Genomic DNA, 12,617 nt, shown 5'->3' on the forward strand with positions numbered 1-12,617 from the left:
AACATATTGTAATTATTCCAAACGTCATGTTAAATTTTTCACATAAAATTGACAGACGAAATACAATCCTGAAGTAGTTTCTTTTTTAATCAAAAAGTCCTTATAAAATCAAGGTTTACACCTGTAGACGAAGGGTGTGATAGTAATCAAAAAACGGCACTAAATCAGTGCCGTTTTTATGGTTTTATCTATTACCAGATTTTAACTCTTTTGTCAGAATCAATATACATTTTGTCTCCCTTTTTAATTCCAAAAGCGTCATAAAAAGCATCTACGTTCTGAACCGGAACAACTGCTCTATACATTCCTGGTGAATGCGGATCGGTTTTTACCTGATTCTTGATCGCTTCGTCTCTACTTTTTGTTCTCCAAACGGTTGCCCATGAAATAAAGAAACGCTGTTCTGGTGTAAATCCGTCAATTAAGCCCGGATTCCCATGTGCTTTCAAATACAATTGCAAACCATCATAAGCTGCATTAATACCTCCTAAATCACCAATATTTTCTCCTAAAGTAAAATTACCGTCTACATGAATTCCCGGTAGAGGCTCTAAAGCGCTGTATTGTGCTGCAAGAGCTCCTCCAAGAGCTGTAAATTGTTTTAAATCTTCCGGTGTCCACCAGTCAACTAAATTTCCTTCGGCATTGTATCGTGCTCCTGAATCATCAAAACCATGAGAAATTTCGTGACCAATTACAGCTCCGATTCCACCGTAATTCACAGCCTCATCAGCTTGATAATTGTAAAATGGCGGTTGCAAAATCGCTGCAGGAAATACAATCTCGTTATAAGACGGATTGTAATATGCATTCACCGTTTGTGGCGACATTCCCCACTCTGTTTTATCAACCGGTTTGTTTAACTTCTCGATTCCTTTTTTGAAATTCCATTTCGAGATATTTATGCTATTTTGAAGATAACTTCCTCCATCGGCAACACTTTTAATTTCAAGTGCCGAATAATCTTTCCATTTGTCCGGATAACCAACTTTTATCGTGATTTTATTTAACTTTTCAATCGCTTTTACCTTAGTAGCCGCTGACATCCAGGTTAAATTATTAATACGGTTTTGGTAAGCCAAAATTACGTTGTGAATCATGTCGACTGCTTTTGCTTTTGCTTCAGCAGGAAACACTTTCTCCACGTATAATTTACCAAGTGCTTCACCAATACTGTTGTTCACAACCTGTAGTGCTTTTTCTTCACGAGGTAATTGCTTGATGGCTCCTCTTAAAGTCTTGCTGTAAAAATCAAAACTAGCCGTCTCGATATCTGTTGACAATTCCGAAGCAAAAGAGTTTAGCAAGTCCCATTTCAGATATTCTTTCCACTGTTCTACTTTATTATTTGTAAAAACAGTTTGTAAAGCTTTCATGTATTTAGGCTCCATTACAACAATGGTATCTAACTTTGCCAACCCAAGACTTGAAAGATAAGTCTCCCATTTAATAGCCGGTGTTAACTTTTGAAGTTCAGCAACTGTCATTGGATTGTATTGCAAACGACTGTCTCTGCTTTCTACACGATTTAATCTCGGTTTCGACAATTCTGTTTCTAAAGCTAGAATTGCAGCTGCACTTTGCTTTGCTTTCGCCGGAGATTCACCAATAAATTGCATCATTCTCGCCACATGAAGCTGGTATTTTGCACGCTTTTCTTTAGAATCTTTATCCTCAGAAGTGTAATAATCCTGATCCGGTAACCCTAATCTGCTTGGAGCAAGTGTTACTGAGTTTTTAGAACTGTTTTTCTCATCAGCTCCAATATAAGTTCCGAAAAAAACAATATTACCTTCCTGTGCGATTTCAGCCAGATACTTTTGAAGATCCGTGATGTTTTTAATCGCATCAATTTTTTTAAAGTAAGGTTGCAGCGGTGTTATACCGGCTTTGTTTCTTCCAACTGTATCCAAAATCGTTGAAAACAAATTAACTGCTTTACCCTGATCTGTATCTGATTTGTACTTTGGATTCTTAGAAGCTTCTTTCAGAATAGACATCGCGTCTTTATCTGTCTTCTTAATCAATTCATTAAAACTCCCCCATGTAGTACGATCACTTGGAATTTCAGTTTTACTAAGCCATGTTCCATTTACGTATTGAAAAAAATCCTGACTTGGACTAATTTTGGTATTCATGTATGAAACATTAATACCCGGCTCTTTTGAAGTTGCATTCTGAGCATTTACAGCTGTAAAAGAAACTGCTGTAAGAAAAGCGCAGAACAAAGGTCTGCTAAGTTGTCTTTTCATTTATATTTAAGTTTTGGTGGTTACACAAACGTATTTCTAATATTTTGAATGCTATGTTAAAATTTTTGAAATAATCTCAAAAATTCAAGGATCATAACATTTTAATACATACTATCAAATATTTTCATGTATTTATCCCTGGTTTTTATCTTTATATTAGAATACTTTTTCGAATATTTGTTACAACGAATTGAAATAAAAAGTGAGAGCAAAAATTCAGAATGCCGTTTCAGGGAAAATTGAAGCTATCGGATTACCGATTTTGGCTTTATGCTGGGTAAGTTTTTTTTGGGGAACCACCTGGCTGGCTTCCAAAGAAGGTGTAAAACATATGCCCGCATTACAGTTGGCCACCATCCGTCAATTTCTGGGCGGAATCTTGTATGTCGGGTATTTTCTGTTGAGAAAAGAGCCCTGGCCAAAAGGCAGACAATGGCGCACGATCATCATTCTGGCCTTTTTGAATTTTGTATGTAGCAACGGTTTAAGTACCTGGGGTGTCAAATACATGAGCAGCGGACTCGGAGCCATCATCAGTGCTTTATTCCCGATCTGGATCATTATCATCAACTTTTTTAATGGTCAGAAAATTGCAAAAATGGCACTGATCGGAGTTCTGATTAGTTTTGGAGGGGTTTGTATTATATTCATTGATTATATTTCCGATTTTTTCAGACCTGATTTTCAATTCGGAATTATCCTAATGACTGCTTCTACGATAACATGGGCGTTTGGAATACTCGAAACAAAGAAAAAAGCGTCCAGTTTTAATCCGTATTTCAGTTTGGGATTGCAGATGCTGATTTCGAGTGTGTTTCTTTTTGGAATCACAGAAGCCACGGGAATCAATATTCCGCTTAGCGAAATCCCCTTGCCTTCTCTGTGGTCTATTGTCTACCTGGTCCTTATTGGCTCTGTTCTAACTTTCATCGCATTTATTTACTCGTTGCAACACCTTCCAACCGAAATCAGCAGTATCTATGTCTACATCAATCCAATTGTTGCCATGATTCTAGGGTCTTTTATTTTTGGAGAAACGCTTACACAGGCTATCGCCATTGGTACAATCGTAACCTTAACGGGACTGTATTTGGTAAACAAGACTATTCGGAAAACCAAAAAATAAAAAATTTGTTTATTGGTGTCAATCTGCTTTAACCCTTACAGGGCTTTGGGGTATTATTATCATCATTATCATTCATAGCGCTTTGCGCTATGCTGGTGCTTTTGGGCTTTCAGCCCTATTTCACTCCTTATAACCTGTTAAAAACTAAGCGCTCTTAGGATTTTGAGAAGTGCTTTTCGTATTTTTGCCTCCAAATTGCTTTTATGAAATCTTTTCTATACAAATACCGTAAATTCTTTATTGTTCTTATTCTATTTTCGACCGTTACAATATCTTTATTTTACTCCGCTTTAAAACCGCAAAAAACTTTACCTATTTACAATCCTGCTGATGTAAATCCGGAATTGGTGGATAGCACAGTACAATACAAAAGCAAATACCATACGATTGCTGATTTTTCATTTGTGAATCAAAACGGTGATACGATTACTCAAAAGAATTATGAAGGGAAAATATATGTGGCTGACTTTTTCTTCACGACCTGCGGATCAATTTGCCCAAAAATGACGACCAATCTGGAAGATGTTCAAAAAGCAGTTTTAAACAATCCGAAAGTGATGCTGCTTTCTCATACGGTATTTCCGGAGGTTGACAGCATTCCGGTTTTAAAAGCGTATGCCATAAAACATGGTGTAGTAGACAGCAAATGGAATTTGGTTACCGGTGATAAAAAAGAAATTTACACCATGGCCCGAAAATCGTATCTCGCGGTAAAACTTGGACGTCCAGATCAGCTCTACGATATGGTACATACCGAGAATTTTGTTTTGGTGGATCAAAAAAGACGTGTTCGCGGATTTTATGACGGAACAAATAAAGAAGAAATTAAACGTCTTTTAGAAGACATCAATTTTCTGAGTCAGGAGTAAAATGCCTTATTTTTAGAAAGATTTAGCATTTACAAAAGTGTTAAATGCCTTGAAATAAAGAATAATTGCCTATTTTTGCAATCTAAATTCAATCTAAATAAGCTTGCAAAATACTATCCACACTCTGAAAAAAGGCGATAAAGCCATTATCAAAGATTTTGATATCGATCTTATTCCTCTGAAACTACTGGAAATGGGTTGTTTACCGGGCAACTTAGTTGAATTATTGCAAATCGCTCCTTTTGGCGATCCCCTTTATTTAGACATTAATGGTTCGCATGTAGCCATTCGCGTTGAAACTGCTCGTGAAATTGAAGTTGAACTTATCAAAAACGATTTGTAATGAGTATTCAAAATATCAACGTTGCCCTTATTGGGAATCCAAATACAGGAAAAACTTCAGTTTTCAATCAGCTTACCGGATTAAATCAACAGGTCGGAAATTATCCCGGAATTACTGTTGAGAAAAAAATCGGGTTCTGCAAATTACCAAACAACGTCAAGGCCAACATTCTGGATCTTCCGGGAACGTACAGTCTGAACGCCAGTTCGATGGACGAAAGTGTGGTAATTGAACTTTTATTAAACAAAAACGATAAATTATATCCGGATGTAGCGGTAGTAGTTACAGATGTCGAAAATCTGAAACGTAATTTACTGATTTACACCCAAATCAAAGATCTTGAAATTCCAACGATTTTGGTCATCAACATGTCAGACCGTATGGAAAGTAAAGGTATTACGCTGGACATCCCTTATTTGGAAGAGAAACTAAAAACTAAAATTGCTTTAGTAAGTTCGCGAAAAGGTTTGGGAATCGAAGAGTTGAAAGAATTAATTGTCTCGTACAAAACGATTCCGCACGAACCCTGTCTGAACGCATCTGTTATTGATCAGGAGTATTTTGAAAAATTGCAGCATGCTTTCCCTAATCAATTGTTGTACAAACTTTGGCTGGTGATCACACAGGATGTAAACTTTTCGAACCTTGATCGAAACGAAATCAGAAATACGTTTACCAAGTCACATTCGGAATTAAAACGTTTACAGCAAAAAGAAACAATAAAACGTTATCAATTCATAAACGATGTTTTAAAAGAAGGTTTAAAAGTTGATGCTTCGACGGCCAAAGATATTCGGGCAAAACTGGATCGTATTTTAACGCACAAGGTTTGGGGGTATGTGATTTTCCTAGCTATTTTATTTTTGATCTTCCAATCTATTTTCAGTTGGTCAACGATACCTATGGATTTCATAGATAGCAGTTTTGCTTCTTTAAGCAGCTGGGTCGCAGCGGAATTACCAAGCGGAATTCTAACCGACTTACTTTCACAGGGAATTGTACCCGGAATTGGCGGTGTAATCATTTTTATTCCGCAAATTGCCTTTTTGTTTTTATTCATTTCGATCTTAGAAGAAAGTGGTTATATGAGTCGTGTGGTCTTTTTGATGGATAAAATCATGCGAAAGTTTGGTTTGTCCGGTAAAAGCGTTGTGCCTTTGATTTCAGGAACGGCCTGTGCTATTCCGGCGATCATGGCCACCCGAAATATTGAAAACTGGAAAGAACGACTTATCACAATTCTTGTGACTCCGTTTACAACCTGTTCTGCCAGATTACCTGTTTATACTATTATTATTTCACTGGTAATTCCGGATGAACGCCTTTTTGGTATCTTAAACATGCAGGGATTAGCCCTAATGTTATTGTATTTATTAGGTTTTGTAACGGCAATTCTTTCTTCTTACATCCTAAACAAAATCTTAAAGATAAGTGCCAAGACCTATTTCGTTGTCGAAATGCCAAGTTATAAACTGCCTTTATTCAAAAACGTTGCGATTAATGTTGTCGAAAAAACAAAAGCTTTCGTAGTGGGTGCCGGTAAGATTATCTTAGCCATATCTGTGATTTTGTGGTTCTTAGCGTCCTATGGCCCCGGGAAAGATTTTAATGAGGCCGAAACTATTGTAAAGGAAAAATTTGCCACTACCACTTTAGACGAAACTCAGTTTGAAAATGAAGTCGCTTCTCAAAAACTGGAAAATTCCTATATCGGTTTGATGGGTAGAGCTATAGAACCAGTTATTTCGCCTTTAGGTTACGACTGGAAAATCGGAATTGCACTAATTAGTTCCTTTGCCGCACGTGAGGTTTTTGTGGGAACACTGGCTACCATATACAGTGTTGGAGACACCGATAACGAATCAACAATAAGAAGTAAAATGCAGGAAGAGATCAATCCGGAAACGGGTCATAAAATCTTTAATTTTGCCTCGGGTATATCCTTATTGCTTTTTTATGCTTTTGCCATGCAATGTGCCAGTACACTTGCCATCACCAAGAAGGAAACCAATTCCTGGAAATGGCCTGCTATGCAGCTGGTCCTGATGAGTGGTCTTGCCTATTTTGTGGCACTTATAGCATATCAACTTTTAAAATAAACGATCATGGTACAGGAAATTATAGCTTTTATCATATTATTCATTGCTGTTGGTTACCTCATCAAAAAGTTCTTTTGGAAATCTAAAAAGAAAAAAGATTGTGGTGATCATAATTGCGGCTGTTCATGAGTGAATTGTTTCACAAAGCTTCACCAAATAAACACAAAGCTTCACAGAGATTATAAATCCTTTGTGAAGCTTTGTGTTTTCTTAGTGTGTCTCGGCGGAAAAAAAATCTCTACTTCTCCCCGTCCCATTCTGCATAAAACTGCGCCAGAAATGTTTCCATGAAACGATGTCTTTCTGCTGCAATTTGCTTTCCGGTTTCGGTATTCATTTTATCTTTTAAAAGTAAAAGCTTTTCATAAAAATGATTTATAGTTGGTGCGTTATTCTTTTTGTACTCCTCCTTGGTCATATTGGTAATCGGAGCAATTTCAGGATCGTGAAGCGTTCTGTTCTTAAATCCGCCATAATTAAATGCTCTTGCTACTCCAATCGCTCCAATTGCATCTAAACGGTCCGCATCCTGAACGATATCTAATTCTACAGAAGAAAACTTCTTTTCGAAATTTCCGCCCTTATAAGAGATGTTTTCGATGATGTTTACCACATGCTGAATCGTGTCTTCCGCAACTCCTTCAGATTCTAAAAATAAACGCGCTGTTTTGGGTCCGATAGTTTCATCACCATTGTGAAATTTACTATCCGCAATATCGTGAAGCAAAGCCCCCAGTTGCACTACTGTAAGATCACAATCTGTTCCTTTTGCAATTAAAAGTGCATTTTTATAAACACGTTCGATATGAAACCAATCGTGTCCACCCTCGGCGTCGTTTAATTTCTCTTTTACAAAAGCGACGGTTTTGTTTATTAGTTCAGAATTATTCATTGTAGTATCGTTTATGATAAAATAGCGCAGGCGGAGTAGATTCCCTCTGGGTTTTTATATGTTTTAAATGAAAAATGTTGATTGTCAAAGTTTTCAAACCTCAACAATCAACAATATTTTTTTAGATGTTCTGCTTAAAGTTTCACAAATCTAAACTCTAAAATCAGAAAGCTACAATCTTGCTGGTTCAACCCATTTAAAGATGTGTGATTCCTGTGGAATAACTAATCTCTCAGAGATTCTTGCCATACGAGCCGGTAATTTCATTAAGTAATCACGTGCTTTTTCAGCTTCATCTGTCAAATTCGAAATTTTATCGATTTCCCATTTGTCAATTAATTTTTGCATGATGTCTACGTAATCGTTTGCTGTATATACTCCGATACGTTGTGCCGAATCAGAGAACTGTTCAAAAGCACTGCTTATTTTCTGACCTGATTCTCTTAAGAAATGCGCCGGCATTACGATTTTTTGTTTCATCATATATTGAAACGCCAACATCATTTCGCTCGGATCCACTGCAAAAATACGGGTAACAAACTCACTGTACGCATGGTGGTGACGCATTTCGTCACCTGCAATCATTTTGCACATTTTAGACAACTTGTTGTCACCAAATTTCTTAGCCATTTGTGCCACTCTGTTGTGTGAAACATAAGTCGCTAACTCCTGAAAGCTAGTGTATACGAAGTTTTTGTACGGATCAGATCCGGTTCCAATATCAAAACCGTCGTTGATTAAATGCTGTGTTGTCATTTCGATTTCACGCATATTTACACGACCGGACAAATACAAATATTTATTCAAAAGGTCTCCGTGGCGGTTTTCTTCTCCGGTCCATTGTCTGATCCATTTCGACCAGCCATTTCCACCGTTCTCTACCTGATTGATTCCTTCTACATCCATTAACCATGATTCGTATGTTGGCAAAGCTTCTTCAGTGATCGTATCGCCCACTAAAGTTACCCAGAAATCATATGGTAATTCTTTAGCAATTTCACGCAACTCTTTTACCTCCTCAAAGAAGTTCTCTCCTTCAGAATTAGGCAAAAAGTCTGACGGCTGCCAAATTTTTTCCACTGGAATTAAATACTGTTCAACGAAGCTATCCACGTTTTTTTCCAAAAACTGCATTACTTCTAATCTAATGTTTTTTATAGACATTACTTATTTAAGATTGGGATTTAAGTTTTCGTTTGTACTAAAACAAAAATCTATTTATACTCATTTACTCCTTCTACCACTGCTTTTTCTGTCAAAGCCATTAAATCGGCAAAATCATAATCTTTTACAGCCATTGCTTTATGCGCTGTAAATGTTAAATGATTTCCTAATCCAACCGGAAACATTCCAAAACGAACCATTTTCCAAGAATTATTGATACTTACCGGTACTACATAAGCAGACGGCGCATATTTACATAAGATTTTTAAACCACTTTGTGCAAATTCTTTGGGTTTTCCTGTTTTACTTCTTGTTCCTTCAGGAAAAATTACAGCAGCTCTGGTATTTTTTTCGATATATTCAGACAAGCCTTTGATTACCGGAATCGCTTGTTTAGGGTCTTTTCGGTCGATTAAGACAGATCCTCCATGGCGCAAATTAAATGACACACTCGGGATTCCGCTTCCTAACTCCTTCTTACTTACAAATTTACAATGAAATCGTCTAAAGTACCAAATCATTGTCACGATATCATACATACTTTGGTGATTGGCCACAAAAATTATTGGAACCCCCTTTGGTATATCATCTACTCCGCTAACAGTATACCTTGTTCCCACCAGATTCGTGCATCTTAACAGGAAAAAATTCAGATAATCTACACTTTTTTTATGCGCCTGATACCCAAAAACATTCAGGCAAAACCATTGTATCGGGTGAAACACCGCCAAACAAAAACCAAAACACAAGTAATAAATTACGGAAATGGGATACGAAATTATCTTCTGCATGCTTGAAAAATTAATGCCCAAAAGTAATAAATAAATTTTTAGCGGTATAAAAATTGAAAACAATAACCGTTTTTCTGGTTTAATTGTACCTTTGCCCTAAAATTTGCAAATTTTTTCTGAATTAAATGAACTTCACTTACCCTAAAAATGAACGCTTAAAGAGCAAAACGACAATAGGTTTACTGTTTTCTGAAGGAAAATCAGTTTCCAAATATCCATTGCGTTTGGTTTATCGTCCGGCGGAAGAAAATTCAGAAGAAAAGATCAAAATGGGGGTTTCGGTTTCTAAGAAATACTTCAAAAAAGCCGTTGACCGCAATTACTTCAAACGCGTTTTAAGAGAAACTTATCGTTTAAACAAACATTTGCTTTTGGATAACATTCAAGAGCCCTACTCCCTGATGTTTTTTTATCAGACCAAAGACAAACTGTCTTATACAGAAACCAACACCAAAACCATTCAGCTGTTTGAGAAATTCCTTCAACAGGTAAATAAAACCCCTGATTCTGAAAATAAAACAGAATTGTAATTCCTTTACGACAACTTTATTTATCAAATTATACGAAAAATTATAAAAAAATTGTAGTTTTAACTTTAATTTGAAATATTATGCGCTATATTTTCTTTTTATTCTTGCTTTTTTTAGGCTTTTCAAGTTGCAGTAAAAATGAGGAATCATCTGCTAATATGATGATTAGCACAGTCAAGCTTACTCCAAAAAAAGAATCCGTTGCAGAGTCAGATGTACAATATGACAAAGCTGCCCCGGATGCGCCACAGATTTCACAAAAAATTATTAAACAGGCTTCACTTCGATTCGAAACCAATGATTTAGAAGATACTTTCAAACAAATCCAAACTGCGATTGTTGCCAATAAAGCAACCATTCAGAATGATTCTGAAGGAAAAGAATATGACAACATTTACAGAACCTTAACCATTCGCGTTCCCAGTGCAAACTTTGACCCATTCATAAATGCAGTTTCTAAAGGGGTTTCATATTTTGAACAAAAAGAAATTTCTGCAGAAAATGTTACCGAACAATACATTGACTTAACTTCAAGATTAAATACAAAACGCAAACTCGAGGCGCGCTACTTAGAGATTTTACAGAAAGCGACTAAAATTAGTGAGATACTGGAAATTGAAAAACAGATTTCGGCAATCCGTGAAGAAATTGAAGCCAAAGAAGGTCAGCTAAAATATCTCGAAAGCCGCGTTTCAGAAAGTACCGTAACCATTTCATTTTACAAAACTGTCGCTCAAAAACAAGGTGTTAAGATTTCTTATGGTTCTAAAATATGGGCCGCCATACAGTCCGGTTTTTTCAGCCTGTCTGATTTTTTAATTTCAATTATTAGTGTCTGGCCATTTATTATAGTATTTTGCGTACTTGTCTACATTATTAGAAAAAGATTTAAAAGAAAAAAAATATAATCATGTATCCTTATTTCAAGAAGAAATTCATCATACCCGCTGTTGCTGCAGGGTTTTTATTTGTCGGAACCAGTTTCAAAGACGACTTTTTTGAAATTGCCAAACAAATTGAAATCTTTACCACTTTGTTCAAAGCGGTAAACACCAATTATGTCGACGAAACGAATCCGGGTGACCTGATGGACAAAGCCATTAAAAGCATGCTCGGAAGTCTGGATCCTTATACCGTTTATTTTAACGAACAGGATGTTGTTAATTTCAAAATCAACAATACAGGCGAATATACCGGAATCGGAGCTTTGATTTCAAGAAAAAAAGACCGCTTAATTGTACGTGAACCCTATAAAAACTATCCTGCCGACAAAGCCGGACTGAAAGCCGGAGACGAAATTATTCAGATTGGCGACGTTATGATCGCCGATTTTAAGGATGATGCCTCGCAATTACTGAAAGGAACTAAAAACACTAAAATTAATATTAAATACCTCCGTCAGGGAAAAACCTTCACTACCGAATTGGTTTTGGATGAAGTAGATATTAAATCGGTTCCCTTTTTCGGAAAGATTGATGCCAAAACCGGATACATTGTTCTGGCACACTTTAGCCGAAAAGCATCCAACGAAGTAAAAGATGCCCTCGAGAAACTTAAAGCCGACGGCGCGACTCAAATTGTACTTGATTTGAGAGGGAATCCGGGTGGTTTGCTAAACGAAGCCATTGATATCTGTAATTTATTTGTTCCGAAAAACGAAATTATTGTGACTACGAAATCACGTATCGAAAAACACAACAACACTTATAAAACGACTAAAGAACCTATTGATACTGAAATTCCTTTAGCCATTTTGGTAAATGGACGAAGTGCCTCGGCCTCAGAAATTGTTTCTGGAGCTTTACAGGATTTAGACCGTGCCGTGATTCTGGGAAGTCGCAGTTTTGGAAAAGGTTTGGTTCAGCGTTCTGTTGATCTGACTTACGGAACTCAGTTAAAAGTTACGATATCACGTTATTATACGCCTTCCGGCCGTTGTATTCAGGCCTTGGATTATGCACATAAAGACAAAAATGGTGTCGCTCAAAAAACCGATGCTAAAAATTTCAATGCTTTTAAAACCCGAAAAGGAAGAACTGTTTATGATGGTGGTGGTGTTTTACCGGATATCGAACTGGATGAAACCAAAATGAGCCCGATCACAACTGCTTTGCTAAAAAATGACGGAATCTTTGATTATGCAACAACGTATTATTACAAAAATCCAAACTTAGGAGATAAAACACCTATTTTGACGGATGCTGATTACAGCAGTTTCAAACAATACCTAAAAGCCAACAAAATTAGTTTCGACACGGAAACGGAAGTAGCATTAAAAAACACGTTGAATGCTGCCAAAAACGAAAAAATAGATGAAACTATTGCTCAGGAATACCAACAGTTACTTGCTGCTTTAGAGAAAAGTGAAAGCACTCTGCTGGATAAAAATCAAAAAGAGATTAGAAACCTGATTCAGGAAGAACTGATTAAAAGATATCAATATCAGGAAGGTTTGTATCAATATTACATTAAAAACAATTCAGAAATTAAAAAAGCTGTGAATGTATTAAATAACCAGACTGAGTATAAAACGATTTTAAAAATGTAAAAA

At 36.5% G+C, this 12,617-nt stretch carries 12 protein-coding genes; 8 read left to right on the plus strand and 4 right to left on the minus strand.

Translation table 11 applies throughout. From position 1 onward, the window contains the following. Positions 1 to 191 precede the first annotated feature (191 nt). Positions 192 to 2,252, minus strand: a complete 2,061-nt coding sequence (locus AC3IS6_RS04930) for a M13 family metallopeptidase (protein ID WP_489163936.1) — start codon at positions 2,250 to 2,252, stop codon at positions 192 to 194. A 202-nt stretch (positions 2,253 to 2,454) separates the two neighbouring features. Between AC3IS6_RS04930 and AC3IS6_RS04935 the strand changes: the two genes are divergently transcribed. The 5 genes from AC3IS6_RS04935 (at position 2,455) to AC3IS6_RS04955 (ending at position 6,818) form a co-directional block, all read left to right on the plus strand. Then, complete coding sequence (locus tag AC3IS6_RS04935; RefSeq protein ID WP_489163937.1) at positions 2,455 to 3,378, plus strand: DMT family transporter; 924 nt, start codon at positions 2,455 to 2,457, stop codon at positions 3,376 to 3,378. Positions 3,379 to 3,581: 203 nt separating this feature from the next. After that, positions 3,582 to 4,247 (plus strand): SCO family protein, encoded by a 666-nt coding sequence (locus AC3IS6_RS04940; RefSeq protein WP_173964494.1) that lies wholly within the window; start codon positions 3,582 to 3,584, stop codon positions 4,245 to 4,247. 103 nt (positions 4,248 to 4,350) lie between these two features. After that, on the plus strand, positions 4,351 to 4,590 hold the full coding sequence (locus AC3IS6_RS04945; RefSeq protein WP_173964495.1) for a FeoA family protein: 240 nt from the start codon (positions 4,351 to 4,353) through the stop codon (positions 4,588 to 4,590). Next, a complete protein-coding gene (feoB, locus tag AC3IS6_RS04950) occupies positions 4,590 to 6,689 on the plus strand; it encodes a ferrous iron transport protein B (protein WP_489163938.1) in 2,100 nt (699 codons plus the stop codon). The genes AC3IS6_RS04945 and feoB overlap by 1 nt, the downstream gene beginning before the upstream one ends. Before the next feature lie 6 nt (positions 6,690 to 6,695). Continuing rightward, a complete protein-coding gene (locus AC3IS6_RS04955) occupies positions 6,696 to 6,818 on the plus strand; it encodes a FeoB-associated Cys-rich membrane protein (protein WP_083342470.1) in 123 nt (40 codons plus the stop codon). Between the two features lie 109 nt (positions 6,819 to 6,927). Here AC3IS6_RS04955 and AC3IS6_RS04960 read toward each other — a convergent pair whose 3' ends face one another. The 3 genes from AC3IS6_RS04960 to AC3IS6_RS04970 form a co-directional block, all read right to left on the minus strand. Further along, a complete protein-coding gene (locus tag AC3IS6_RS04960) occupies positions 6,928 to 7,581 on the minus strand; it encodes an HD domain-containing protein (protein WP_489163939.1) in 654 nt (217 codons plus the stop codon). A gap of 171 nt (positions 7,582 to 7,752) precedes the next feature. Beyond that, positions 7,753 to 8,745 (minus strand): acyl-ACP desaturase, encoded by a 993-nt coding sequence (locus tag AC3IS6_RS04965; RefSeq protein ID WP_173964498.1) that lies wholly within the window; start codon positions 8,743 to 8,745, stop codon positions 7,753 to 7,755. A gap of 50 nt (positions 8,746 to 8,795) precedes the next feature. Further along, on the minus strand, positions 8,796 to 9,536 hold the full coding sequence (locus tag AC3IS6_RS04970) for a lysophospholipid acyltransferase family protein (protein WP_263362264.1): 741 nt from the start codon (positions 9,534 to 9,536) through the stop codon (positions 8,796 to 8,798). Positions 9,537 to 9,661: 125 nt separating this feature from the next. On the opposite strand from AC3IS6_RS04970, the gene rnpA reads away from it, so the two are divergent. The 3 genes from rnpA (at position 9,662) to AC3IS6_RS04985 (ending at position 12,614) form a co-directional block, all read left to right on the plus strand. Beyond that, positions 9,662 to 10,066, plus strand: a complete 405-nt coding sequence (rnpA, locus tag AC3IS6_RS04975) for a ribonuclease P protein component (protein WP_489163940.1) — start codon at positions 9,662 to 9,664, stop codon at positions 10,064 to 10,066. 80 nt (positions 10,067 to 10,146) lie between these two features. Continuing rightward, positions 10,147 to 10,974 (plus strand): DUF4349 domain-containing protein, encoded by an 828-nt coding sequence (locus AC3IS6_RS04980; protein WP_489163941.1) that lies wholly within the window; start codon positions 10,147 to 10,149, stop codon positions 10,972 to 10,974. Between the two features lie 2 nt (positions 10,975 to 10,976). Beyond that, positions 10,977 to 12,614, plus strand: a complete 1,638-nt coding sequence (locus tag AC3IS6_RS04985; protein ID WP_489163942.1) for a S41 family peptidase — start codon at positions 10,977 to 10,979, stop codon at positions 12,612 to 12,614. Positions 12,615 to 12,617 lie beyond the last annotated feature (3 nt).

It is taken from the genome of Flavobacterium sp. KH_035 (assembly GCF_057839565.1).

Coding starts and splice junctions, on each gene's coding strand:
- AC3IS6_RS04955 (WP_083342470.1), top strand. CDS start 6,696: ATGGTACAGGAAATTATAGCTTTTATCATATTATTCATTGCTGTTGGT.
- AC3IS6_RS04970 (WP_263362264.1), bottom strand. CDS start 9,536: ATGCAGAAGATAATTTCGTATCCCATTTCCGTAATTTATTACTTGTGT.
- AC3IS6_RS04940 (WP_173964494.1), top strand. CDS start 3,582: ATGAAATCTTTTCTATACAAATACCGTAAATTCTTTATTGTTCTTATT.
- AC3IS6_RS04930 (WP_489163936.1), bottom strand. CDS start 2,252: ATGAAAAGACAACTTAGCAGACCTTTGTTCTGCGCTTTTCTTACAGCA.
- AC3IS6_RS04965 (WP_173964498.1), bottom strand. CDS start 8,745: ATGTCTATAAAAAACATTAGATTAGAAGTAATGCAGTTTTTGGAAAAA.
- rnpA (WP_489163940.1), top strand. CDS start 9,662: ATGAACTTCACTTACCCTAAAAATGAACGCTTAAAGAGCAAAACGACA.
- AC3IS6_RS04980 (WP_489163941.1), top strand. CDS start 10,147: ATGCGCTATATTTTCTTTTTATTCTTGCTTTTTTTAGGCTTTTCAAGT.
- AC3IS6_RS04960 (WP_489163939.1), bottom strand. CDS start 7,581: ATGAATAATTCTGAACTAATAAACAAAACCGTCGCTTTTGTAAAAGAG.
- feoB (WP_489163938.1), top strand. CDS start 4,590: ATGAGTATTCAAAATATCAACGTTGCCCTTATTGGGAATCCAAATACA.
- AC3IS6_RS04985 (WP_489163942.1), top strand. CDS start 10,977: ATGTATCCTTATTTCAAGAAGAAATTCATCATACCCGCTGTTGCTGCA.